This is a genomic window from Sinomicrobium endophyticum (assembly GCF_052983315.1).
Genome location: NZ_JBRKIS010000005.1, coordinates 41,725 through 65,522 on the forward strand (window position 1 = coordinate 41,725; position 23,798 = coordinate 65,522).

Annotated in this window: 25 protein-coding genes; 14 read left to right on the top strand and 11 right to left on the bottom strand. The window is 43.1% G+C overall.

Going from position 1 to position 23,798, the window contains the following annotated elements; genetic code table 11:
- Window positions 1-83: 83 nt before the first annotated feature.
- The 4 genes from ACVBDU_RS01695 to ACVBDU_RS01710 form a co-directional block, all read right to left on the bottom strand.
- Window positions 84-1,187 (bottom strand): SH3 domain-containing protein, encoded by a 1,104-nt coding sequence (locus tag ACVBDU_RS01695; RefSeq protein WP_447178051.1) that lies wholly within the window; start codon window positions 1,185-1,187, stop codon window positions 84-86.
- A 210-nt stretch (window positions 1,188-1,397) separates the two neighbouring features.
- Window positions 1,398-1,922 (bottom strand): hypothetical protein, encoded by a 525-nt coding sequence (locus ACVBDU_RS01700; RefSeq protein WP_447178052.1) that lies wholly within the window; start codon window positions 1,920-1,922, stop codon window positions 1,398-1,400.
- Complete coding sequence (locus tag ACVBDU_RS01705; protein ID WP_447178053.1) at window positions 1,912-2,376, bottom strand: hypothetical protein; 465 nt, start codon at window positions 2,374-2,376, stop codon at window positions 1,912-1,914. The genes ACVBDU_RS01700 and ACVBDU_RS01705 overlap by 11 nt, the downstream gene beginning before the upstream one ends.
- Before the next feature lie 316 nt (window positions 2,377-2,692).
- Window positions 2,693-3,613 carry a hypothetical protein gene (locus ACVBDU_RS01710; protein ID WP_447178054.1) on the bottom strand — a complete coding sequence of 307 codons (921 nt, stop codon included), beginning with the start codon at window positions 3,611-3,613 and terminating at the stop codon, window positions 2,693-2,695.
- A gap of 64 nt (window positions 3,614-3,677) precedes the next feature.
- Between ACVBDU_RS01710 and ACVBDU_RS01715 the strand changes: the two genes are divergently transcribed.
- Entirely contained in the window at window positions 3,678-4,148 is a 471-nt protein-coding gene (locus ACVBDU_RS01715) for a hypothetical protein (RefSeq protein ID WP_447178055.1), read from the top strand.
- A 177-nt stretch (window positions 4,149-4,325) separates the two neighbouring features.
- Window positions 4,326-4,973 carry a hypothetical protein gene (locus ACVBDU_RS01720; protein ID WP_447178056.1) on the top strand — a complete coding sequence of 216 codons (648 nt, stop codon included), beginning with the start codon at window positions 4,326-4,328 and terminating at the stop codon, window positions 4,971-4,973.
- A 36-nt stretch (window positions 4,974-5,009) separates the two neighbouring features.
- Here ACVBDU_RS01720 and ACVBDU_RS01725 read toward each other — a convergent pair whose 3' ends face one another.
- The 3 genes from ACVBDU_RS01725 to ACVBDU_RS01735 form a co-directional block, all read right to left on the bottom strand.
- Window positions 5,010-5,663 (bottom strand): hypothetical protein, encoded by a 654-nt coding sequence (locus ACVBDU_RS01725; protein WP_447178057.1) that lies wholly within the window; start codon window positions 5,661-5,663, stop codon window positions 5,010-5,012.
- Between the two features lie 132 nt (window positions 5,664-5,795).
- The gene (locus tag ACVBDU_RS01730; RefSeq protein WP_447178058.1) at window positions 5,796-6,371 is read right to left on the bottom strand and encodes a hypothetical protein; all 576 of its coding nucleotides are present in this window, start codon (window positions 6,369-6,371) and stop codon (window positions 5,796-5,798) included.
- 66 nt (window positions 6,372-6,437) lie between these two features.
- On the bottom strand, window positions 6,438-6,977 hold the full coding sequence (locus ACVBDU_RS01735) for a hypothetical protein (protein WP_447178059.1): 540 nt from the start codon (window positions 6,975-6,977) through the stop codon (window positions 6,438-6,440).
- 140 nt (window positions 6,978-7,117) lie between these two features.
- On the opposite strand from ACVBDU_RS01735, the gene ACVBDU_RS01740 reads away from it, so the two are divergent.
- From ACVBDU_RS01740 to ACVBDU_RS01750, 3 genes are all read left to right on the top strand, one after another.
- A complete protein-coding gene (locus tag ACVBDU_RS01740; RefSeq protein ID WP_447178060.1) occupies window positions 7,118-7,348 on the top strand; it encodes a hypothetical protein in 231 nt (76 codons plus the stop codon).
- A gap of 251 nt (window positions 7,349-7,599) precedes the next feature.
- A complete protein-coding gene (locus tag ACVBDU_RS01745) occupies window positions 7,600-8,157 on the top strand; it encodes a hypothetical protein (RefSeq protein WP_447178061.1) in 558 nt (185 codons plus the stop codon).
- 249 nt (window positions 8,158-8,406) lie between these two features.
- A complete protein-coding gene (locus ACVBDU_RS01750) occupies window positions 8,407-8,832 on the top strand; it encodes a DUF4348 domain-containing protein (RefSeq protein ID WP_447178062.1) in 426 nt (141 codons plus the stop codon).
- A 231-nt stretch (window positions 8,833-9,063) separates the two neighbouring features.
- Here ACVBDU_RS01750 and ACVBDU_RS01755 read toward each other — a convergent pair whose 3' ends face one another.
- The 4 genes from ACVBDU_RS01755 to ACVBDU_RS01770 form a co-directional block, all read right to left on the bottom strand.
- The gene (locus ACVBDU_RS01755) at window positions 9,064-10,041 is read right to left on the bottom strand and encodes a hypothetical protein (protein WP_447178063.1); all 978 of its coding nucleotides are present in this window, start codon (window positions 10,039-10,041) and stop codon (window positions 9,064-9,066) included.
- Window positions 10,042-10,187: 146 nt separating this feature from the next.
- A complete protein-coding gene (locus ACVBDU_RS01760) occupies window positions 10,188-11,003 on the bottom strand; it encodes a hypothetical protein (RefSeq protein ID WP_447178064.1) in 816 nt (271 codons plus the stop codon).
- A gap of 33 nt (window positions 11,004-11,036) precedes the next feature.
- On the bottom strand, window positions 11,037-11,417 hold the full coding sequence (locus ACVBDU_RS01765; RefSeq protein WP_447178065.1) for a hypothetical protein: 381 nt from the start codon (window positions 11,415-11,417) through the stop codon (window positions 11,037-11,039).
- Window positions 11,410-12,069, bottom strand: coding sequence for a M949_RS01915 family surface polysaccharide biosynthesis protein (locus ACVBDU_RS01770; protein ID WP_447178066.1), 660 nt, complete (start codon window positions 12,067-12,069; stop codon window positions 11,410-11,412). Before ACVBDU_RS01770 ends, ACVBDU_RS01765 begins: the two co-directional genes overlap by 8 nt.
- 164 nt (window positions 12,070-12,233) lie before the next feature.
- Here ACVBDU_RS01770 and ACVBDU_RS01775 point away from each other — a divergent pair, with 164 nt between their 5' ends.
- The 9 genes from ACVBDU_RS01775 to ACVBDU_RS01815 all read left to right on the top strand — a co-directional run bounded on the left by ACVBDU_RS01775 (window position 12,234) and on the right by ACVBDU_RS01815 (window position 23,083).
- Window positions 12,234-14,180: a tetratricopeptide repeat-containing sensor histidine kinase gene (locus ACVBDU_RS01775; RefSeq protein ID WP_447178067.1), complete on the top strand. Its 1,947-nt coding sequence runs from the start codon at window positions 12,234-12,236 to the stop codon at window positions 14,178-14,180.
- 20 nt (window positions 14,181-14,200) lie between these two features.
- Entirely contained in the window at window positions 14,201-14,824 is a 624-nt protein-coding gene (locus tag ACVBDU_RS01780) for a response regulator (protein ID WP_447178068.1), read from the top strand.
- A 5-nt stretch (window positions 14,825-14,829) separates the two neighbouring features.
- A complete protein-coding gene (locus ACVBDU_RS01785; protein WP_447178069.1) occupies window positions 14,830-15,828 on the top strand; it encodes a hypothetical protein in 999 nt (332 codons plus the stop codon).
- A gap of 21 nt (window positions 15,829-15,849) precedes the next feature.
- Window positions 15,850-16,185 carry a hypothetical protein gene (locus tag ACVBDU_RS01790; RefSeq protein WP_447178070.1) on the top strand — a complete coding sequence of 112 codons (336 nt, stop codon included), beginning with the start codon at window positions 15,850-15,852 and terminating at the stop codon, window positions 16,183-16,185.
- Between the two features lie 22 nt (window positions 16,186-16,207).
- On the top strand, window positions 16,208-16,591 hold the full coding sequence (locus ACVBDU_RS01795) for a hypothetical protein (RefSeq protein ID WP_447178071.1): 384 nt from the start codon (window positions 16,208-16,210) through the stop codon (window positions 16,589-16,591).
- An 86-nt stretch (window positions 16,592-16,677) separates the two neighbouring features.
- The gene (locus ACVBDU_RS01800) at window positions 16,678-18,630 is read left to right on the top strand and encodes a hypothetical protein (protein WP_447178072.1); all 1,953 of its coding nucleotides are present in this window, start codon (window positions 16,678-16,680) and stop codon (window positions 18,628-18,630) included.
- A 205-nt stretch (window positions 18,631-18,835) separates the two neighbouring features.
- The gene (locus ACVBDU_RS01805; RefSeq protein ID WP_447178073.1) at window positions 18,836-19,357 is read left to right on the top strand and encodes a hypothetical protein; all 522 of its coding nucleotides are present in this window, start codon (window positions 18,836-18,838) and stop codon (window positions 19,355-19,357) included.
- Between the two features lie 20 nt (window positions 19,358-19,377).
- Window positions 19,378-21,186 (top strand): choice-of-anchor Q domain-containing protein, encoded by a 1,809-nt coding sequence (locus tag ACVBDU_RS01810; RefSeq protein WP_447178074.1) that lies wholly within the window; start codon window positions 19,378-19,380, stop codon window positions 21,184-21,186.
- Window positions 21,187-21,721: 535 nt separating this feature from the next.
- Window positions 21,722-23,083 (top strand): hypothetical protein, encoded by a 1,362-nt coding sequence (locus tag ACVBDU_RS01815; RefSeq protein ID WP_447178075.1) that lies wholly within the window; start codon window positions 21,722-21,724, stop codon window positions 23,081-23,083.
- The last annotated feature ends 715 nt before the right edge of the window (window positions 23,084-23,798 follow it).

Consider the following 23,798-nt stretch of genomic DNA (forward strand, 5'->3'; position numbering starts at 1 on the left):
TAGGTGCTTATTGGATCCATTTGAGGAAAGGGGTCTTTAGAAAGACGAGAATTCATCTAAAACACATCTTATAAACAAGATCTTTATTTCCGCATATTATCCGGTAAATATATCCATTCGGAAAAAGTCTTGTTTTGTTCGTTTTTGTATGCAATTTCCAGCCAGTCTGTTTCTATTTTGCCTTCCGTTTCTTCATAATTGACAGGTGTAGCCAGGCTGAATGTGTTTCCATGGGTCAATATTATCAACGTTTCGGAATCTTTATCGGCCTGGGTATACAGAGTAAGTTCCGGGACCATAACCTGTCCCGTAAGGTAGGGCTTTCCGCTGGCACCCAGCGTGATCCCTTTACTCAGCTCCTGCCCGTTCCAACGATAGGAAATGAGCGAGTAGCTTTCGTAAGTGTACCAGTTATCATAGTTGTCTGCAACCGAACCACCAAAATGAACGGCTTTTTTGACAAGTTGTCCAGGCTGTCCATTCGGGTCATCGGGGAAGATCCATTCCTCCCATGTCGAATAATCTCCATCGGGTATACTTATCAGTGCCGGAAGCGGAGTAAAATGGTAGCCGTTCCAGGTAAAAAAATAGTCGTAATGAGTAATTCCGCAAGCTTCTCCTCCATAGCTTATCCGGAGGATATCTGTCACATTGTCCAAACCTTTTCCTCCACTAATTTCAGCATAAAGCCTGGAAGCATGGTGGTCTTTCCATTCTTCAATGGCTATCATCTGTGTATTACGCACTGCTTTCAGCTGTAAGGTCCACTTCCAAACGTTTGTGCTTTTGTCCATACGCTGTATACCATAGACAAAACGGGTATCCCCTTTCAAAAACGAAGCGGGAGCCAACAAGCCCTGCCACAGATATCCCTCTTTCTGTACACCATCTTTTTTGTATCTCACTTTCAACCAATAAGCCGCCATCCCTTTACGGGTATGAATATTGTCGGTTTTCTCCAATACAGTGACCGCATCCCCGGCATAGAGGATGTCCTGTGCTCTGCCATCCGTACTGGCCGTGGGACGTACCTTGGCATCATTGGTAAAGATATAATATACATTCCCGGGACGGTGAAATTCTCGGAAAATGGCATCTAAACGATCTTGAGCCAAAGCCATACACGGAAGAAGGACAAGGACGCATATCCAGGTAATTTTCCTTATACTATGATTGGTTGTTGTCATCTTGCAAGTGTTTTTTAATAGGTTCTGTTTCCGTATCTCGGATGTAAATTTCTTCCAGTGGGCTGTTCAGGGTTTCTTTTAGAATGGACATAAATGGTGTCAGTAAGTTATTTTCAGAGAGTTCCGGACGTTCACATTGTCTACAATCATTCATTTCGCAAAAAAAATCAATCGTTCTTTATATACCTTGTACTCAATCTGTATCGGTGCTCACATGTGGGCTAAAAAATCCCGGTCTCCGGTAGAAAGATCATTCTGGACCTTGTTCAGTTCGCCCGGCAAGAGATAAAGCTCAACCGGTTGATCGGCTATGGTGATTACATCAACGACCCAGGTGTTCTGGAAGGCGGTAAATCCCGGAAAAACCAGTGTTCCATTAATGTAGTGGCCATCAATCGTATACCGCACACGTTTCCCTCCCAAGCGCCGGGTGCCATCCAAGGTGCCGCTGACTACCGAAACCCTACCCAGTTTAATGCGATCATCCAGCAGGCGTCTCCGTTTTCGGTGATAGAAAATGAAGTACCCGGGTATGGCTAAGAAAATGAACCAGATCATTACAAGGAAAAACTGTATGCCAACCGCCTCATTCCGCAGGGACCGGATGACGAGGACCAGGCCCAGAAAAAGCGCATCTGCTGCGATGATACATGTGAGCATGAAGCGTTTGTGATAAGCGATGCGTTCTTCCAGTGTTGTGCGGATCAGTGGAGGTAGTTTTTGTTTATAACTCATGTTTCATTTTTGATTGAAATAATGGCCTTTCCATGTTGCTTATTGGATTGCTGAACTGTTCCATCAGGTCCATGATTTCATCCATAAGTGTTCCATCCGGTTTCAAGGGTTCCACACTCTCCCATTCGCTGATTAATTTAGTCAACCGCTCAACCATTTCAACCAGTTTAGCGGTCTTGGGTTGACTATCGGGATCTGGTGACCATATGGTGCCCATCTGGAGGGAAGTTCTACAGCAACTACCAGCGCTATCTTTAGCAACGGGGTTCCTGCCATTGGTATAGAAATAGAAATTTTCTCCATCCAAACCAATGATTTCTTCTGTCGGGTAGCGGGTGGCCAATATCGCCGCATCGAAAAGCGCTTTGCTGGGCTGTATGGCTTCCGATGCAAACATCTTGCGTATTGTTGCGGTAATGGGAAGAAAATACGAGTAGAAATCTTGTCGGAACACAATCCCATACCTTGGAAGATTTTCATGGTTTTAGCGAAACCTTTGGCCTTTTTTATCTACATAGTAGATGTCGGGCAAGCGGCCATTGAGCCATCCGTCTTCAGCCATCCAACGAACAATAGGGTCGTCTGGCAATTTGTAGCAAAGCCTATTGATTGTGCGGCTTAATTTGCTGCCATAACCCTCCGAATCGGAGTGAGGCCAAAAGTTTAGCAATATCGACACCAAATGATCCTGTCCAAGCGCTTTGTAGGACATGAATAGCAGAATTGCCAGAATCGTTATGCGATATTTATGGGTTGTCATCCCGACCTGTTTAGTCGTGTTGGCATTCATACGGATCAGGGACCCACCAGTAGTCGGTAATCACCCCAGAAAGCCGTGGAGCCACCAACGTATGGAAAATATATGGCGGTGCACTGCGCAACTTGTCAATGCTCGAAGTAATCATCGTATCTTGGTCGGTATACCTTGAAAATTCCCTATAGGGAAATTCAACATAGGCCCAATTTAGCGAGAGCTGTATGCTATCGATATGCAAACGGTGATTCACGCGTAAACTATCCCAGAGGGGGGTGATGATGGTGTCTTCACTGTTTATCGTAAACGAAGATGAAATCGGGCCGACGGCACCTAACAACGATGAAACCATCTCAGCAGCTTCACTTCGCTCACCGGACGGATTGTCCAGGCCCAACGTATAGGAAGAAGAAGGAAGTGGCTGCTTCAACCGGTAGTCCAGGTACGAAACCGCCGCGCCGCTAGCAAGTAGACCTGTCATATAGGTCGGCTTTTCTTCATAAGTCCATTGGGCGGAGGCATGGTCTATTTCCAATGGATAACCGTTTACGGTGTCCAATTGGAGCAACTCGACGGTTTCCGGATGATTATCAGTATAATGGAGCGTTAATACGGCAGGGAACCAAGGGGATGGCTGGCTGATGATCGTATCGAGCAGCTTACCTAGGGTTGTTATGTGAACAGCGCGTAACTTCGGCTCGATAGTGAGCCGTAGGGTATCCTCGCTTTCGGCGGCCGTGATCGTAAACGATCGGTTCGGCGCACCGGGCCCGGTGCTGAGCGAGAGCAGCCCTTGTAGTTCATCGATGATACCGACGGTGTCTACAGGCTTCCCATTGGTGGTAAGCGACAACATTGTTTTCGATGGCTCAGGAGTATTACAGGATGACGCGGCGAGAATAGTCACTGCCGAAGCCAAAATAGTGGTTAATCTCATCACACAAAAGTACCGCACGTCCGACTAACACAAAATCCCTGTTTTCAGGGATTTTCTTGAACATATGTTCAATTGGTTCTATCAAAAAATAACCGTTCAAAAACCCCTATTTTCAGGGATTTTCTGCATGAGCAATAATGTGTATTTTCGTAGTGATATGAATGTAGATTATTTACATGACCGAAAACCTATTAGGTTACGTGGTATTGCTTGTGGTTATTTTCTGGTTGCTCAACCGGTATCAAAAAAGACGCCACCCGATAAAGTTTATAACCGTTGTGTGGGCATTTTATTAATTTGCAATACGATACTGTCCTTGCTGCTGTATGAGCTGGTTTTGGAACGCTTTGACATTGATACAAGCGGTTTTATCAATCTAAACGGGGTATTTACTACTGGTGCCATTTGGTCAATCATGTGTTTAATCTCGTTGATGTTGGTTGGGAAAATCAAAGCACGCTTGGGCAGCTACCACAAAACCCTACATGTTACGCTGATTATTTTTGTGTTACTGTTCTTAGCGGGACTCAAATAGCTTCCGATGCCCAAAAATGTGCTTTATCGATGGAAATGACTATTTTTTGTGTATAAAAAAGTTTAGGAAAAAGTGGTAATATTAGAGGAATTGATCCAATAAATTATGCAAGTGCTGTTATCTATATTTATCCTGTTTTGTTGTGATACATCGGATGCTGCAAAACCTGTAGAATTAATGCAACACACTACAACCCGTGTATGGAACAAAGCCGGGATCCTTGTGTATAATGCCATCGGTCCGGATCGCCGTATCATCGATACGGTACCTTACGGGATGGGGCCTGTGACGATATTGGAAGATTTGGCAGCCGGAGAAGAAAGGACGTTGTTGAGATTTGAATCGGAAAGCGGACTAAAATCATATACACATTGGGCAAACTGGGTCAAAATTTCGTACGGCAGCAAAGTAGGCTATGTTCAGGATTCCTACTTGGTGGATTTACCTGAAATACTGGACGACCGGTACCTGCTACACAACTATTTTGCACGGATTTCCGACATCCGCAATCATACCTACACCGGGAAAACGGACGACTTTTGTAGCGCTGAATTATATGAATACCAAAACGGGATCCGCTATTCATTCACGGATTACGGGCCTTGTGAGCAATGCGGGCATAGTGTCAAGGAGATCTTTATCCCGGAACTTAACGTGCACCAGGGTTTTATTTTTATGCTGGATTATTATGATCGCAACAGTCCGCCGGAAATACATCTTGAAAAGGCAGACGACAGTGAAATCCACCTTTTCTGGGAGTATTCCGAGATAAGGATCATTCCCCAGGGCAACGGAATACTGATTGTTGAAGATCTAATGCTGTAGCTCAGGATTGTAAGCGATAGACGACCCTCCTCCAATCTATTCGGTATTAAACCGTTTCCGTTGAAACTGTTCGGTATTAATATGATATTCATTTAAATCTGCGATCACTACAGCTTCAATCTGTTTAAATCGTTCGGGTGAAATGCCTTCATCTTCCCTTACCGCCATATAAAAATAAGTACCTTCATATTGGTGGAGAATGGAACGGATGGATGCATAATCCATATTTTTAAAATACGCTTTTGTAATTTTTCCCGTCCTAGGGATGGAAATCGATGTACTGTAGCTGATGGGATGAAATGCCGTGTCGGATTTGCTACGGAATTTGGAAGGAAGTGACTTTTCCGGATTGTACACGCCGAAGTATATGGTTGCCGCTGTACTGTCCGCTTCATTAAAGATACCCCTGTCCAAGCCAATTGCAAAATCCCGTTCTTTATTGAATACAACGAGGCAATATTGAAAACTATCGGGATGGTTAATGACTTTCTCGAGTATTTCATTATCCTCGATCCGTCTCAACCCGATGATGTCGATCTTCGGAAGGTAATTGTTTTTTTGGATGTCAGGTAGAAACTTAACGTCTGCTTGAGCATCGTTGGTTAACAGGGACACAGTTCCAAATTTCTTCGTATAGGCCTCGATTACATTCCTTGATTCCACTATGTTGTCCTCTTGGTCTGTTTCCAAACAAAGAATGCTATTCCTTACAGTACTAAACTCTTTCTCTTTATGTGTGCGAATTAAATCTTCACCACAGGTTCGGAAAAAAAATAGAAGACCAAGTACAAGAGAAAACGGTATTGTAATGTACTCATAATCCTACTTTTTGGTTTTCTCCAGCTGTTCGATAATCTCCGAGTAGGCATTATCTTCTTCTTTTGGGGTTTCCCTTTCCTTATCCACGGAAACGTTCGTATCGGATATGTTGGGAGGGGTCAGTTTTATGGTTTGCTGTTTAAGCCGGAGCAACAATTCCTCCCTGAAAGCTATAAACATGGTCACATCTTCTTTTGCTTTTATATTATTGGCATCTAAGTACCATACCAACTTTTTGCCATTATGTAGTTTGATGCGCATCGACGGCAGAGGTGCTTGTAGTGGCCTGTAGGGTGGAATGCTGTGTATATCGCTGAACAAAACACGGCCATAGTTTTCAGAAGTGAAGCCGCTGTCATCGATTCGAATGGTATCCGTGGCTTTGGATTTTTTAGCAAACAATACGATGAAATAAACCATACCTGCCACCGCAAACGGCCCGGTAACCCAAAAAATCCAAGCGATATGATCGATCAGGAAAAGACTGGTAAAGATGGCGGTGAAAGGCGCACCGAACATGCCGAGTAAAAAGTACACCCCTCCTTTCGGACTTTGGTATTTAAATGTAAACATTTTCATAGTAAGACTACTATTTTCCCTCAATCCCGTTTGGTGGGGTTCTATCGTGTGTTTTTGAAGACATCGTTACCCGCTCCTGTACTCCAGCCGATAATAATAGTATGCAGCGGGAAGTTCGGTCGCACCGAATGGTGGTACATACTTTACTTTCAGCAATATGCCGTCCTTTATCTCCTCTACTACGCCCCGGTTAATGAAGAAACTAATAGGGCAGCGCTTTTCCTCCCCGTCTGTTTCAACATGGAACCGATAAAAAAAATAAGTGTTGCCGTATCGAATCCCGGTTTTTTCATCGAAACTCGTGCTATGCATCGTGGTGAGGTGAACATGGGTAAGCCGCTTTCCCCGCGTGTCAGGGAGCGGAACATGACACGCCATTAACAGTGAAACGCTGGTTAGCGTAATGTCGGTAGACAGCGCTATGCCGGTATCGGGACCTGCTTCATAAGCTGTCCGCGAAATGGCACGAACACGGATACCGGCCCCGGTGCTATCGGACAAAAACGGATAGGTTCCTTCATTGCGCGTCCAAGTCCTACCGTCTTGGGCATTACCCTCCGGCAACAACATACCAAACAGTATAAGGGTGTTTATCAACTTCATCATCGTTAGTTATGTTTCATAGAAGATTCCGGTCGGAGGCGTCCCGGTGCATCTAATACAATATTAACGTTTTATAATTGAAGGAAAAATAGCTGTTTTCAGGGATTTTTGGAAGGGTTAACTATGGGTATTTTTGTAATGATATGAAACTCTGCATACTTTTCCCTGTCCTAACGTTTTGCCTTATAACAGCGATTCCTGCCTGGGCACAGACTGTCTTGGGCTTTTGGACGGTGAACCGTATTGGGGTTTCTTACCAAAGAGCCTGGGGGCTGGATGTGGGTGTGGTGTCTTACAACAGCCTGTACGGAAGGAAGCAGCACAATTTTTGGGACGTATCCCTGGGAGTGGAATTCTTTTTTGTAAAGCCCTAAGTGCTTTCGCCCAAAATCAGCCTGAACTGGGGCACCGATTGACGGTGGGTTGGAGGTAGCCAGGCCCACGGATTTTTCCCAATCCACCTGGATGGTCACACCCAAGGCAGGCATTACCCTTGGATCATTAATACGGCTGTACTATGGCTATCACTGGATGGAAAATGCTGCCCGTTTTCCTGGAGTCGGAGACCATCGTTTTTCCCTTGAGCTAAATATGGCCGCTTTCCACGATTTTAAATTGGGTTGTAATGATGAAACTGGCACTTATACTATTGTCTTTGTTGACGGCTGTCGGGTGTACCAATAACAGGCGAGAAACACCCACTCAAAACTTTCGGATCGAACTTGTTCCGGAGCCCGACAAACATTTGAGAGAAGAATATGAAAGACTTGCCCCAATCCGGGAATATGTGGATAGGATCAGGCAAATCGAAGCGTGGACATCTATAGTCCGGCGGGATTTGGGTGAGCCAGCGGAAGGTGCTATTGCAATCTATTATTTCCTTAATGACAGCCTGTTAAAAATTGTAGTTACCCGACCGGGAGAAACAAGCCGTGTGCTTCAGGAATTCTATACCAAAGACAGAGAACTTTCATTCGTATTGGAGCAGACAGCCATAGGCGATACAGGCCATACGGGAACAATGGAAGACCAGCATTTTTTTGAAGAGGGAGTTTTGGTCCGGCAAATCGAAAATCAGGATTGTGGTGCTCCCTTTACTACTGAATATTTGAAAATGGAGCAGGACCGGTTAAAAAGTGAGTTTGGAAAACTACTTCATCTATGGAAGGGGTCAAAGAAGTAAACGAATTGAAAGAGAAAGCATTTTATATTGGCGCGACATTGATTGCCATTAGCTTTATTTTCTGTGTAATAAGCTTCTATCTTTTAGTATTTGGAATACCGGTTTTTTCGGTTGGAGCAATATTTGTGCTTCTATCAAACCGGACAATAGAAACAAAAATGCTTGTGATCATTACTCCACTTATTTTATACCACCCATTCACATTTTTATTCTTGCATCTTTGGAACTCGTTCTAAACCCTGATGACACATGAAAAAACTATTTACCATCGTATTCTCTTTAAACATATTCGTATGCACCACGGCGCTATCACAGGAAAATAATACCGGTGGCTTTATGGATTTTATGGAACAATTTGCCTGGGATAACATTTTTCAAAGGCAACACACCGTATTCCCTTTGGAATACCGGATCTGGGACCCAGGTATGGAAAGCGAAAATCCAAAGGTGAATTATATCAAAGAAACAGATTGGAAACCAATGACCTTTGACCCGAAGCCAGGCATAAAAGAAACATCTTCGGGTTTGGGCAACTATAACCAACGGTTTGTAGTGGAAGAGACCCGTGCCGTCATCAAACTCCGGGGAGTGGACAATGGTATCTACACAGACTTTATCTTTGAGCGCCGGGACAGTAGCTGGTATCTGGTAATTGTAGAGGATTATTCTACCTGAAAGAAGCTAAAACGGATTCCGCCAGGGTAAAGGTCACGTTGCTCATCGGAGAAAAGTTATCAACGGTCGACAACATGCAAGCTATGGAATACTATCATAAAACTAATGAACTGGCCCAGGAAAGCTTGCCGATTTTCATTAGTATTTGTGGTCCGGAGAGTCATGATGGTTTATGCGTTAATTTTTTTATGCGCCATAAGACAACAATTTGTCTGGGCTAATATATTTATCTCATTCGTCTTGCATATGATCCGCCTGCAGGCTTCTGGCAAAACGGGCAAACAACAGACAAAAGCCCAGAAAAAGACTACTGAATACCAGAAGCAGGATCGAGCCGATTCCCAGGTAACTATCGATATCCATCAATCTTACCAGGGACCGGACGATAACAAACGTTAAAAAAGGCAATCCCGCTCCGGCCAGTATTCCTGCTGATATAGACAAACTGTCTCCCGGCAGGGCTACCGTTTTCCGGAAAACCAGGATTGTTATAAAGCCCGGTAGAAGAAAAAACAGTATCCAAAAGCCGAGCTCCATTATTTGGCTTCCTATGATCCAGTTCACCGGCATATCCGCCTGGGAATAGGGCGTTTCCATGAAGAATCGAAGAACAAACAGGATAATCACCGAAAAAGACAAGGTCATTAGGGAAGTGGATACCCAGACATTCCTCCGGTAAACAACTTTTCCACACCAGCCCTTCCGGACCCGGGGGAAAATCAGGATACTTAACCGTAGCGAAACTAGGCCGAGGATGAATGGTACAGAGGAACCAGCGAAAAATATCCAGATCACTTTTTTGCTTATTGGTATAGATACCGAATCGTATATATAGTTTGCCAGAGAAGCACCCGCCACAGCCTGAAACATGCTTGTCAGAAAATAGGTCAGGATTGACCAGGCAAGGCAAAACCCAAATAAATATTTCCAGGAGTGGAAATAGATACGCCCCCGGAGGATACACTTCTGCAGGATCAGAAAACCAATTAAGGCAAAAAACTGATCGACAAGTACTTGACCTATACCACTTTCCACGGTCACGGTTATTCCTAATTTAGGTATATCTTCCAGCCTCGAGGCATAAACGGTCAACATCCGGATAACAAAGGTCGCCCTTCCGAGTATAAAATATATGACAAATGCTAACATAACGGTACCGGGAATCCCCAATCTTTGCTGCAGGTCAAGTCTGTTTGTAGTCGGTTCCATAATTCACGTAATCATTGGTCAATTTACAAAAGTATTCGCCCAGGCATTCCTTCACAATCCCTGAAATCAGGGGTTTTCGAGACGCTGTTCAATATTATCGCTCAGCAGCAGCCATGGGTGAAGGTGTGAATGCCCTGAATGCAGGGTTACAAAAATTCAACGATAGTATGCCCCTGACCAACGATCAATTCCTGGGTTACCTCGTGCAAGGTTTTATTTCCTAATCGGATACTTTGTTTTTTGTATATGAAAGGAGGAATGATGAAATATATATTAAAAAGGAAGACAGAAAAAGCAAGGGTTATTTGTTCCGTGACAATACCTTCATGAATAAGCTGTAGGGTAGGTCTATCCTTTTTCGGGAGGGTGGAGAAAGCCTGATCCTGTTTTTCGTTTAAAGGCAAACGTTCACTCACTGTCGCAGGTTCAATACCTTTGTACACAACCTTTAATAGTAATCGGCTTACTGGAAGAAAGTGCAAAGCAATAGAAGTCTTTTCCAAAGCTGTAAAGTTTTCGATCTTCCATTCCAATAAGGTATATCGGTTAAAAACTGGTATTTTCTGTCTGTTTATATGATACACCAATGCATTGTCCTCGACCTCATGAGCGGAACAATATCCGGAGAAAACATGTTTCATATTGTCACAGATGTCTTTGAGAAGGGCTGTTCTGCCGGTATAATATAGAATCGTATAGTGATGTACCATCCAGATTAACAGTATAAGAAAAATGGCAATAAAGATGATAGTGACCGGAATAATTGCTTCCGTCCGGTAAATACGGATCCCTAACCCTGTATTGCCGCCGAAAGCTATAAGCAGAAAGACATAGAGACCACTATATCGTAGAAAGTTCCGATGCACAGAACGGAATATGCTTTTTAATACGTCTGTATCTTCCGGTGTCAGCGGTAATAAGTCCGGTGATGACGTTTGATTTATATGACTGGTTGTTCTCATTTTAAGAATTTATTCCCGGTGATGGTCTGTTATTTATAATAATCGGATTTCCGTCCCAAATACACTCAGGAGGTTTTGCAGGGTCATGAGGAAAGCTGCAGCAAGCCAAATCCAAACAAACCATTTGGTCCTTTTAAAGCAAAGGCCTGTCAGGAAATGGAGTCCATAGGCCAGTATTCCGAAAACAGCAATACGTCCGCTGTACTCATCTAATCCGGTAGAACGGTAAAAGCTGGACCTGTGATGTAATTCCATGGAGAAAAAGCTCTCCTTCACCATATGATCCAGGATGGGGTTGATAAGAGAGAGACCCTTACCCAGAGCATAGAAAGCCATTCCAAGGCACAATATGGAAACATAGATACCCCACATTGCGTATTTTCCCTGTTTTTCTGTAAACTCTATTTTATTCATACCGTCTTGTACCGTATTGTTCCCAAAGCTGACAAGCGAAATCCTGTATGATATCAGGTGCTTGTTCAAAGGCTTTATCAAAGTTATAATAGCCTTGAAGTATTTCGCTATTACCACCACTTGAAAGCGTCATCACCGTTTCTTCTCCCCGCATGGCATGTTTTTTATCCCCTTCATACATAATAACCTTTAGGCGATCTCCACTAATGTCTCCCCGGCATCCGGTTTTATATACCAGCCAGACCTCGGTTTGGCCGTTGCCGTTCAGATCGGTGATCCGGAAAGGACATTCCATGAATCCGGCAGTAATATCCACCGGACATTCTTTTACGTAGTCATATACTTTCCATTGCAGTGCCCTTTCATTTTCTTTTTCCAGATAGTGGTAGGCATATAGTTCAGCCCTGTGATACCCTCCCGCTTCAAGTGTGCTGTCTGGCTCGGCAAGTATACCCGTTTCGCATAGCACAAGCAGATGTCTACCTTCAGTATCGTGCCAAGTGATGGCCAATCTTATGGTTCCGCTATACCTCATTTGTTCCTTTAAAGCGATGGTACCAACCGGTTCCCATGCAAGCATTTCCTGGGAAAGCACGGGTGTGGAAAAAAATGTCCATAGAATGAAAACCGTATGGGAAAGCAGGTATTTCATAATCACAAAGATGCGGGATACATAAGTACGGAAAAACCCCTGTTTTCAGGGATTTTTGAATATTTTTGATTGAGGTATTTTCGTAATAGATCACATTTATGGTAAATAGTATAACATCTATAGAGGGCCGGTATTATATCCAAACCATCTGCATGGTGGTATGAATGGGGCTGTTCCATTTCTTAATGGCCCGGGCACAACAAAACCCGGTAGAACAGCGTACTGACAGCCTGCTCAAATTGGTCAGGCAGGCATCCAGTGACAGCATACGCTTTGGACGGCTGTTGGAAATCAGCTACTTATGGAGCGATTGGGATACTGTCAGGGCTTTTTCCTACTTGAAGGATGCCAATAAACTATACCCCAAGCCTTCCATTTTTCAAAAAGGGCAATTGCTGTTTAATGAAGCGGGTATTATTTTTGAACATGATATTTCCAAAGCAAAACAGCTGTATAAAGAGGCCGATAGTCATTTTAACCAATTGAAATCGCCCCGGGCCTTTCTCTATCGCGGCAAGCTGTGGGCCAATTACGGAGCGTTGTTGCAAAGGCAAGACAGTGTAGCGAAATTTCTCGAAATCACTATAGAAAAATCACTACCCTATGTGCGGCAATCGGGTGATCAAGCCCATATTTCGCACAATATTATCAACATAGGGTTAGTATTTATGAATATGGGAGATTACGCCAGAGCCCGTGGGTATTTTGAGGAAGCAATGGATATATTATCCCGATTGCCCGAGGCAAATGAAGAACGCATTACAGCCTTTGTCTCCGCAGCCAAAAATGAAATGTTTCTTCGCGAATTTCCCGATGCGAGAAGATTTTTGGATAGTGCTAAAGCTGAAGCGATGCGAATACCTCACTCCACCTTTATTCCGGAATACTACGGAGCAGAAGGACGCTATTATCGGCAGATAAAAGAAGGAGAAAGGGCTATACAATTTTATGAAAAAGGTATAGAGACGGCCCGAAAGCTCAACGACACACACAGTATGGGTTCACTAGATTTTCAGCTTTACGCCCTTTATCGCGACCGAGGCGATTATGAGGCTGCAAAGAAAGTCTTGTCCACCTATCAAAGTTACGGGGGTGTCTCGAATCAAGACCGTTTGCTTGTCCTGAACGAATGGGCATACCTGGGATATCAGACAGGTGATTATCGTACGGCCTATGATTCGTTAAGGGTATTTTCCAATTTGCAGGACTCCCTGCACAGGCAAGACCTGAACCTGAAGCTTATGGACCTGGAAAAAAAGTACCAAACCGTGGAAAAGGAAAATGAATTGCTAAAACTCCGGGAGACAAGTCTCAGGCAGGAACATATCATTACCCGAAACCGTCGGTGGGTTTATGGTCTGTCGGGAGTGCTCGCTACGATGTGCATGGCCGCTTACTTTATCTGGAGGATGAACATCCAAAAAAAGAAACAACAGCAATACCTGCACCAAATGGAGCTGGACAGAATCAAACAGGAACACAAGATTTCCATGCTTTCGGCCATGATTGACGGACAGGAAAACGAGCGTGCGCGAATTGCGCGGGACCTGCATGACGGTCTGGGTGGTTTGCTTTCGGGAGTAAAAATCGAACTTTCGGGGGGCCTGGACAGTTCACCGCCCGAAAAGCCCGGTATAATTATCAACAACACACTGGGGCGAATTGACCAAGCGATGGATGAACTGCGGCGCATTGCTCGCAACATGATGCCCGAAATGCTCCTGAGATATGGATTGGATGAAGCTTTGAAAGAATACTGTCTTTCATTAAAACGGACGGGGGTAAACATTACCTGTCAGATCTTTAATTACCAAAACACTCTAACAGAAAGTAAACAGGTGGTGGTCTATCGTATTGCCCAGGAACTGGTGAACAATGCGATAAAATATGCACAGTCCAACCATATACTGGTGGAGCTCCGGCAACAGGATAAAGGTTTGTCACTTACTGTGGAAGACAATGGTCGGGGCTTTGACCTGGAGGAAGCCCGGCAACGTAACGGTTCCGGCCTGGCCAATGTGGAGGCCCGGGCGGCTTTCCTCAATGGCAGGCTGCAAATAGACAGTGCACCGGATACAGGTACGTCCGTAGTACTGGATTGCCCCGTTTAATAAAGTTCAATTATAGAAACATGATATGGATTAGCATTACAGACGACCACCCTATTGTACTGGACGGGCTGAAAAATCTCATCGAATCCAAAGAGGACCTGCAATTGAAAGGGCTGTATAACAACGGGACTGATACCCTCAAGGCTGTGCGGCAGGACCCGCCCGATGTACTGTTATTGGATATCAATCTCCCCGACATAAGTGGCATTGAACTGAGCAAGAAATTGCGGGAAGACTGTCCTGATCTGTGTATCATCATATTGAGCGTACACAACGAAAAAGCGGTTATCGGGAGTGTATTGGGAAATAAGGTGGATGGCTATGTGCTCAAAAATTCCGTAGGTACCGAAATCATAGAAGCCATCCACCGGGTCATGGACGAGGAGACCTACCTGTGCAGGCAAACAAGGGAAATATATAACAATCCCGACGATGGGGGGCTGGCATCCATTCCGGTTATTACACGAAGGGAACAGGAAGTCCTTTCCCTGATAGCCCAAGGGCTTACCTCTTTACAGATAGCCGATAAACTCTTTATCAGTAACTATACGGTAGAATCGCACCGGAAAAACCTGATGGAAAAATTCAGTACCAACAGTATGCCGGCGGTCATTAAGATGGCTACGGAATATAAAATTATATAGAAACAATGAAAACCGAAGGCTATATTATATCCCTTTTCCTGGCAGGTATCATTCTTGCCGGTTGTCACAATAATGATGTGCGCCCGGTACAGTTTTACCATTGTAGAAGCAATGCAGACATAGGCCCGGCAGAAAAGGAAATTTTCGAGGCTCTTGGATCCGAAAAACTAAACCTGCGCCTGTTTGACGTAGATAAAGAAGAGGGACAGACCCAACCAAAAACAATTGTCCGTTCTTTTGATGCTTCCGTTCTGGATGCGGAATACATCCCGACGGTATTTATGACCAATCGGGTTTTTGTAGGCATCACCACCGTGAGAATCCATCAGTTGGCCGGCGATGTACTGGGGATGATCAATAGTCTTTCGGAAGAAAACGGTTTGGGGAATTTTAATGAAATACAGATCGATTGCGACTGGACAACAGGTACCAAAGACACATTTTTCACCTTTCTGGACCACATGAAAGAACTATCGGGGAAACAGATAAGCTGTACGCTCCGCCTGCACCAGGTAAAATACCGGGAACAGACCGGTGTGCCGCCGGCAGATAAGGTTTACTTGATGGCTTATGCCACATCTGACCCCACAGAAGTTTCGGGGTGGAATTCCATTCTGGACATGGGCTTGCTCAGGGACTATCTGAGTACCCTGAACGACTATCCGCTGGATTTTGACATTGCCCTTCCACTATACTCCTGGGCAGTGATGACCAATCACCTTGGCAAAAAGAAACTCATCAACGGAGTGACGGAAGGTGAGCTGATGCATCCGGATTATAAACCGGTGGGTCGGGGGGGCGTTTATGAGGTGCAGGAAGACGTGTTCCTGCATGGGATATGGCTCAACAAGGACTTCTTGGTAAAGGTGGAGTCCATCTCGCCTGAGCTGTTGTTGGGAGCCAAATCCTTCCTCGGTAAAAAAATAAACCGACCGTATGGACTGGTATACTACCATCTAGACAGCCTTTTTGTAAACCGGTTTCCCATAGATGTGCTGAGATAAATAGACCATAAGAAGTAAATCATGACGAAAACAGACCTGAAAAAACAGCAAAAAGCGAACAAATTATCTCAGCTATCCGTCATCCTTGCAGTGGTATGGATTGCCATGTTTTTATTAATGATACCAATCGCCAGCGGAACATCCGGTGTTGATGTTGACCTCCCGGGCATTTTCGCAAGTATTATACTCCTGGCTTTTTTAGGCCTTCCCACCATCGGTTTTTTGTTATCAGCCATAAGTCTGCGCCTGAAGAAAAGTGGAAAGGGTTTTATGGCTTTAGCCTTCCACGTTTTGATCATATCAGTTATCATTTACCTGGTCAAAATGTTTATGGACAGTTTTTGTGTCATTTGCTGATTAATCTTTAAACGAACTGAAAATGAATACGATATTAAAAATCATCTTATTGACCTTTACAAGCCTTGCTCTGGCGAATAACGGGCCGAACCGGGCTGTCTCCTTCTGTGCCGGGGGATGGGAAGAGGACTATTCCTACTACAACCTTTTTGTACAGGAGAGCATAGATGAACCCCAATACGAACCTTTTCTGCTCTCTTATAATTCCGCATACTATTCCCGGAAAAGGGGGACGGAAGATTTTGACGATAATGAAAATATAGCTGACTGGCAACGTTACCTCGATATCAGTTATGATAATGCCGGTATCTGGTACTTGCCGCTTCGCGCGAAGCTGTCAAAGCCTTGGCCAAAGGGCAATCTGTCACCGATAAAAAACTGGCCTTTGCTGATGCCGCTTTTGTAAAAAAAACACAAACAGGTGCTGCTCTATCTCGCTTATGCCAAGTACCTGGAACTCTATATGGCCGTAAATAGTTCGGGAAGAAACTATTGGAGAGGAAAGCCGAAATCGACAAAGACCTGAAGCTACGTTATGGCTACCAATTGGTACGTTTTGCCCATTACAACAGGGAATACAGCCAGGCTATCAGTTATTTCAAAACCTATGTGGAAAGCCTGGACCACCGGCCCATTATGTATTATTATGCCCTGGACCAGAAAGGAGGTGCCGAACGCGGGCTGGGTAACTACATGCAGGCACAATACGATTTTTTCCGGTTTTTTACCCATACCCGAAACCGGAAGGATGAGGCTTACAGCTCAATACGGATTTGCAGCGATCTCAATTTTGAAAAACTGCTCTCCGCTGCCAAAACGACAGAAGAAAAAAACGACCTGTACCTCCTGCTCGGCTACCGCGATTTTAACAATCCGCTATCAGCTTTCGGGAAGATCATTGCCAACGATCCCAATGCGCCGCAGGCCAAGGTATTAATGGCAAGGGCTATCAACCATTTGGAACGCAGTTTTTTGCCTGTCGAATACCATTGCTCCGAAGACAATGCCGACTTCTGGAAAGACCGGGACGACCCCCGCATACCGCTTAATGTTGATGCTGCTACCAACACCTTTCTCAACCAAACACTCAATGCCTCACAAGGACAGGCCGATAACCCTGTGGTGAACGATAAGAACTTTTGGAACCTCACCACGGCATGGCTCTATTTTATCCAAAAAGATGATAAGACCGCCAAAAGCTATCTGAACAAGGTAACATCTCCATCTCATTCCGACCAAAAGGCCAGGCTGGAAACGTTGATTGATATCGTGTCCACAAGAGAGATCACCCCGGATTTTGAAGAAAAGCTGGTTGATCAATACGGATTATTTGACGAAAAACACAAACAGCGGGACGTCTATTTTTATCTTGATACCAGGGATTTTATCACCGATGTGCTGGCCAACCGTTACCTTTTGCAGGGAGATGATGCCAAAGCCTTTTTACTTCAAAACAACATCACAGCCCTGGAATACAATCCCGACCTGCAATTGCTAGAAGCCATTGAAAATCTGTATGACAAAAAGGAGAAAAATATTCTGGAACAGCAATTATTCGCCAATATTCCCCCGCGGCATTATGACCATGAGACCGGGAAAACCACGGCAGACACAGATTTTGATTTCCGGGTCTACGCCGCTTTCATCAGAGGCAATACCCTGTTGCGACAGGGGAATGCCCAAAAGGCCAAAGCCGAACTGGATAAGGTGCCAGACAATTTTTCCCCGTTCGCCACCTTTTATAATACGATGACCCAAAAAGAAGAGCCCCTCCGGGAGTCCTGGTACAATGGCCATACCAATGTGCGTTCAACCGTGTTTGGTTACAATCGTATAGAATGTTTTGAATGTTATGAAGATCTGCCCATAGGCGAAACTGAAACCGTGGTAGAGACAGATTATCTCGAAGATTTCCCTTTTATCAAACCCCTGATGAACAAACGTGAGCTTGCCGATGCCGTAGTCCAACTCGAAAAAGAAGCCGGAAAGAAAGGTGAAAAATCAGCTAAGGCTAACTATCTTCTGGGGAACTTCTACTATAACACAACTACAATAGGCTACTACCGCCACATTCTCGCATTTGATCGCACCAATGGTAACGGAGACAAGTATAGGAACTACGATTATTACAGGAAAACGATACCGAGATACCCGTTCTATTTTAAAAATTACAGTTTCAGGACCTGGTTTCCTGACAACTTCCGGTTGCCCCTCGGATATTTGGACAAGGCCTTGTTATATGCCCGGGACAACGAACTGAAAGCCCGTATCCTCTTTGCCGCTTCCAAATGCGAACAGGGTATTTTTTACAGTACTGATGACGACGATGAACTCAACAATATAGATAAGGTAGACTACCGCGAACGGGGAAATAAGCTTCTTGAAATCAAAACTTCCCGCTACCGGGGTTATTTTAAAGAGTTGAAAGCCTATGTCAGCAAATAAAAACATCACATCTTCGATTAAGCTTAGGGGAAGAGGTGAAGCATCTTAAATTTCATTTAGGGGTGATTAAAGGAACCGATTTCGTTTGTTTTAAAACCCCTGATTTCAGGGATTTTTTTGGCAAATGTCATTCATTATTTTAGCTGACAATTCTATTGCTACTACTATAATGATACAAAAATATCTGCTTGTTATAACATTTATTTTGACGGGTTCTTTTACCTGTTATTCGCAATTTCGATATTCTGGACAATCTTCCATAGGTTTTAACGGAGGAGGGGCTACCGATGGATATTTTATTGATGCCAATTACCAGCTTATTTTAAATGATCAGGGAAGTATGATACGGGCTGATCTGGATTACACAGAAAAAAAGCGAGAAATCGAAGCATTAGCCACAGATTTCAACACCAATATCATTTCGTTGGGAGTAGCGTATGGTTACTTATTTAACGAGATTTTCGGACAATATACTTTTTTCCATCTGTGGTTAGGTGGTTTCGGGTCTAAAGAAACTTATGACTTTAACAAAAACTATGAGCATATGATCGATGGCAATACAAATGACCCCTTTACTTACGGATTATATGGAGGTATTGAAGCAGAACTCCATCTTACCTCTAATATTTCCCTTATAGCAACATATTCCCGTTGGCAGAACTTAAAAAGTGATTTTGCAAAAAACACGAACAAGTTGGGGGGCGGGTTAAAAATTTATTTTAACTAACTGACTATCAAAAAAGGGACATGAGAAAACTAAATTTTATATTCATATTAATGTGTAACATGACCTTTATGTCTTCTTGCGAAGAAAATGAGATCAAAGTCTCTCCGGATTACCCGTTCGAAGTTTCTGAAAATATGGATAGCAGTGGAATTGCCGGACAACCATTAACGATAGAAGTGGTTATTTCCAACGCTTTTCCCTATCCTGCTCCGGATGATCTGACATTTTCCGCTAGTTTTAACAGTAATAAAGGTGGACATGTGGAGATAGACGGGCAAAATTATCGAAGCGGAGAAAATTTTTCCCTCCTCTCGGATACCAATACATTCACCTATGTTCCGGAAGAGCCCGGTGACCATGAGTTTAAGATAAGCTATATAAACAACAAAGAGGACAGCGTATCTAAAACCTATCATTTCACCGTTCATGATCCATTTTTGTCATATGTAGCCCCAGATGGTAAAGACACAGGCAACTGTAATGATCCGGAGCATCCTTGTGCCACATTAATGTATGCTATAAACCGAACGGCTTCCAATGATGTGATATATATAGCAGAAGGGACTTACACAGAAAATGTTGTATTAAAGAAATCTGTTTCTCTATATGGTGAAAATCAAGAGACTACAATCATTCAAGCAAGTGCACAACCTGATCAGGAGGGGTCCGGGAGGGTGATCTCTATCGAAGGAGATTTGGAGATAAGGATAACAAACCTCACTATTCGAAATGGGGTGGCTTCCGGTGAAGAACCGGATTACAGGGGTGGCGGGATCTACAATCATGGAGCATCATTAGATCTGAGCAATGTATTCTTAAAGGATAATAAAGCCTCTTATGGAGGGGGAATTTATAATCTTGAAGGGACGATTTTATTAACCGATGTATCATTTACAGGGAATTCTGTAGTTAAGAACGGAGGGGGGATGCTTAATCTGCGAGGTACAGCAATTCTGACCAATGTAATATTTAATAATAACATAGCCGAGGTATATGGAGGAGGGATGCTTAATAATAATGGCCCTGCTGTCTTGGACAAGGTGTTTTTTAATGATAACGCAGCCATAAATGGAGGAGGAGGGATGTATATTAAGAAAAGTTCCCCTGAATTAACAAATATTACTTTTACTAAAAATGCTGCGGTTGCAGGAGGGGGAATTTACAATGCTGAAAATTCTTCGACCATGTTGACTAATGCAATTTTTCAAGGCAATGAAGCGTCTTGGTCCGGTGGAGGAATACGCAATGATAACAGTTCTCCTACATTGGTTAATGTGCTCCTTCAAGGCAATTATTCCGGAATAAACGGAGGGGCCATGGCTAATTATGAGAATTCTTCTCCCCAAATTATTAATGTGACCTTTAGCGGGAACTCTTCCAAAGAACAGGGAGGTGCCGTTTTTAATCACAATAGTTCTCCTGCACTTAATAATGTGATTATATGGAACAATCAAGCCAATGGTAATATTTCATCCTTATCCGCATCTATATCCAATGAACAGGGGGCATCTCCCGGCATAGCCTATAGTTTGATCGCTAATTCTGGTGGTAGTGATAACTGGATAGGCGATATTGGAGTAGATGAAGGAAATAATCTGAATGCAGACCCCTCGTTCGTCAACCCCGTAGATCCGGCTCAGGCCCCGGATACTTCCGGAAATTTGTATATAAAACAAAATTCCCCGGCTATAGATAAAGGCAACCCGGATATTGACCTGTCTGTATTTCCCGGTAACCAGGAAAGCCCGCAAGACTTAGATGGGAATCCAAGAGTGCAAAACGAAAGGATTGATATAGGTGCTTATGAATTTCAGGGAAACAATTTTTAATAGAAGCACTAAAGTCTTTGTGGCCAAGCCTTATTTTAAAGACCAGTTAATGAGGGAAAATTCCCGAAATTAAACAAACCCGCAACTAAAATGGGGAAAGATGAAGTCCAGCCCAGAGGGAAATTTTGTGAATTGTGCTTAAGGAAAGAATAATGAATCTAAAAATAAATCACCAATGCCTTTTATGTTAATGCCAAGATGCCTGATGGAATTTTTATAGTCGGAACGAGTATATGAAAGTGGAATTCATTCCACTATAGAATTAAACCCATACCTTTTAAAGAATGGGACTCGTACAATGAGTCGTGACTTTTCCGATCTGATACAGAGGATGTTGTTAACAGGACTAAGCTGTTCGATATTAGTCCCTTTTTTTTGGTTCGTCTGGTTTTGGGTGTAGTATTTGTTCCCCATTACGTGTAGCGTTGAGTTGTTGTAGCACATTCAAAAGTGTTTTTTAACGATCACTAATATTTCATTTATTTTGTCACTGCGGTTTATATATAGCAAATTTCCTTACCTCTTATTCTTTGTAATGACAATTACATTGGCTATAGGATGTTTTCGAAAAGAACCTACAGATGAAGAAATGCTGCAACGCGACCGGGAAAGTCTGGAGAAAAGTCTTAATGGGATCACCTTGGATTTTTATAAGTTTATGAAAGTCAGTCTTAGGGTAATGCCAGTGTTGGATACTACTATAGAAGAGCACCGGCAGATCAAAAAGTTAAACGATAAGTTCTTTTCCAGTCTCTTTAAGAACAGCACTGACACAACTTACGTTACAGGACTTGCCCGGGAAAAAATCAATTTGCAAGATGTTACCGAATTTGTATCGGCCTACCTCGCTTTACATAAGTTTGCACGCAACCATGACGAAGATGAATTCCCTACTCTGCTGGAAGGACGAGCTATGCTAGATGGAGATTCGTTGGTGACAATGATGAAGGGAAAGACTGTGTATCTACGACCTCCGCTGGAAGGAGAAGCTAAGGAGAACTTGCAAAGTGTGGAGCACATCCTCATGAGTTGCTTTATGATAATTGACAGGTCGCGTAAATTTTCCAAAAGTATACTGATGTATGAATGCTCTAAGAGTAACATGAAAGCGCTTCCCGGAAGTGACCTGAAACTATGGATACAAATGACAAGAGGTTTGCTATACTTTGATCAGGATCTTTTGTACCTGTCTGAAAAAGAGTATAGTGAAAATTTAAATTGGCTTTATGAGAATTCGGACGAAGAACTACCAATTACCTCAACTATCTTGTTTTGGGCGCCAATTTTCACTGGAGAGTATGTAGTACCAGCTCGGATACTTCCCCAGGAGGCCGCCCATTATGCTCAGATAATAACCAACCATATTCTTCGGGCGATGTCGCGTTTGACAATGAATAGAAAAATTGATGAAGAGCGGGCTATGCAGGACTTTGAGGCTATTATAAGAACCGCACATAAAGCCGGAGTAAAGAACGAAGTAATTTGGTCAATAGAAGCCTACCTGTATTTACAGCAGGAAAAGACCCAAGAGGCCCTAATAGCGTTGAAAAAAATAAGAGAAAGTGAATTGTTGAGCAATGACGAGGGGAAAACCATTGATAAAGCCATCAGATTCTTAGAGAAAAGGGAGTTTGATAAGGTACTGGGTGTTTATGACAAATACCTCCTGAATAAGATCATGACAAAGTATATGTACACCAAAGCTAAAGAGCAGGATTGGATCAATATCATTAAAAAATTGGGAATTATCCGCAATGATGATTTAGTAGAGATCAATAAAGACATCAGTGACATGCTTAAGAAAGTAAAAGAGGAAATGACCGAAGAAACCCTGAAAGAAAAAGGCAGAGAACTGAAAGAAAATGGTAAAAACCTGTTGAAGGATTTATGGAATTAGAATCTGCAACAACATGCAACTAAAAAATGTACTCAATTCAGTGAGTAAGTGAGGTTTTGTTTATTCTGAAATCATCACTTTCTCTATATATGGCTTCATTGGAACCTAATCGGCAACAATAAGGTTAAAACAAGTACCCTTGGATTCATTCAGAATTAATGTTGTGGCACGATGATCTTTTTTATGTGTTGAGCAAGAACAAGAAGGGAAAACTATTTTGAGATGATATTTTAGAGAGTTGTGCTAGGACCAGGAGACTATATCGTATTTTTAGCAGTTATTAAACGCAGATTGGAGTGTGATGGAGTTCCTCATGTAGTCAAACAAATATTTCTCGGAAAAAATAAGATGATTTAATAGAAAATTAAGATGAATCATTTGTCAGGCGGATTTTAAATCAATATATTAAGACAGTATATATTGAATAATCAAGAAGTGATTGACAAATTGCCTGGAAGCAGGATACTTTGGATAACGTTTCTGTGACAAAATTTTATTCATCCTGTGCCGTTGGGGTTTATTGAAATAGGAATAAGTGTGACTTTCAATGGATGGGACAGGCCCGGCAATCCGGCACTCATTTTTTTGTTAGATGCCTTGACAGAACGATCTTTTAATAGTGAACTCGTTTAAACTTTTTTGATTTTTCTTAGTTTGAACTTCTTTAAGGCTAACACAATAAAAGCAAGGTAATTAAACCCTGTCCAGCTTGCCA

Excerpts from the sequence above, each read along its gene's own strand:
- ACVBDU_RS01695 (WP_447178051.1), bottom strand. The coding sequence starts at position 1,187 with ATGACAACAACCAATCATAGTATAAGGAAAATTACCTGGATATGCGTC.
- ACVBDU_RS01700 (WP_447178052.1), bottom strand. The coding sequence starts at position 1,922 with ATGAGTTATAAACAAAAACTACCTCCACTGATCCGCACAACACTGGAA.
- ACVBDU_RS01710 (WP_447178054.1), bottom strand. The coding sequence starts at position 3,613 with ATGAGATTAACCACTATTTTGGCTTCGGCAGTGACTATTCTCGCCGCG.
- ACVBDU_RS01715 (WP_447178055.1), top strand. The coding sequence starts at position 3,678 with ATGTTCAATTGGTTCTATCAAAAAATAACCGTTCAAAAACCCCTATTT.
- ACVBDU_RS01720 (WP_447178056.1), top strand. The coding sequence starts at position 4,326 with ATGCAACACACTACAACCCGTGTATGGAACAAAGCCGGGATCCTTGTG.
- ACVBDU_RS01730 (WP_447178058.1), bottom strand. The coding sequence starts at position 6,371 with ATGAAAATGTTTACATTTAAATACCAAAGTCCGAAAGGAGGGGTGTAC.
- ACVBDU_RS01735 (WP_447178059.1), bottom strand. The coding sequence starts at position 6,977 with ATGATGAAGTTGATAAACACCCTTATACTGTTTGGTATGTTGTTGCCG.
- ACVBDU_RS01740 (WP_447178060.1), top strand. The coding sequence starts at position 7,118 with ATGAAACTCTGCATACTTTTCCCTGTCCTAACGTTTTGCCTTATAACA.
- ACVBDU_RS01745 (WP_447178061.1), top strand. The coding sequence starts at position 7,600 with ATGATGAAACTGGCACTTATACTATTGTCTTTGTTGACGGCTGTCGGG.
- ACVBDU_RS01750 (WP_447178062.1), top strand. The coding sequence starts at position 8,407 with ATGAAAAAACTATTTACCATCGTATTCTCTTTAAACATATTCGTATGC.
- ACVBDU_RS01755 (WP_447178063.1), bottom strand. The coding sequence starts at position 10,041 with ATGGAACCGACTACAAACAGACTTGACCTGCAGCAAAGATTGGGGATT.
- ACVBDU_RS01760 (WP_447178064.1), bottom strand. The coding sequence starts at position 11,003 with ATGAGAACAACCAGTCATATAAATCAAACGTCATCACCGGACTTATTA.
- ACVBDU_RS01765 (WP_447178065.1), bottom strand. The coding sequence starts at position 11,417 with ATGAATAAAATAGAGTTTACAGAAAAACAGGGAAAATACGCAATGTGG.
- ACVBDU_RS01770 (WP_447178066.1), bottom strand. The coding sequence starts at position 12,069 with ATGAAATACCTGCTTTCCCATACGGTTTTCATTCTATGGACATTTTTT.
- ACVBDU_RS01775 (WP_447178067.1), top strand. The coding sequence starts at position 12,234 with ATGGGGCTGTTCCATTTCTTAATGGCCCGGGCACAACAAAACCCGGTA.
- ACVBDU_RS01780 (WP_447178068.1), top strand. The coding sequence starts at position 14,201 with ATGATATGGATTAGCATTACAGACGACCACCCTATTGTACTGGACGGG.
- ACVBDU_RS01785 (WP_447178069.1), top strand. The coding sequence starts at position 14,830 with ATGAAAACCGAAGGCTATATTATATCCCTTTTCCTGGCAGGTATCATT.
- ACVBDU_RS01790 (WP_447178070.1), top strand. The coding sequence starts at position 15,850 with ATGACGAAAACAGACCTGAAAAAACAGCAAAAAGCGAACAAATTATCT.
- ACVBDU_RS01795 (WP_447178071.1), top strand. The coding sequence starts at position 16,208 with ATGAATACGATATTAAAAATCATCTTATTGACCTTTACAAGCCTTGCT.
- ACVBDU_RS01810 (WP_447178074.1), top strand. The coding sequence starts at position 19,378 with ATGAGAAAACTAAATTTTATATTCATATTAATGTGTAACATGACCTTT.
- ACVBDU_RS01815 (WP_447178075.1), top strand. The coding sequence starts at position 21,722 with ATGACAATTACATTGGCTATAGGATGTTTTCGAAAAGAACCTACAGAT.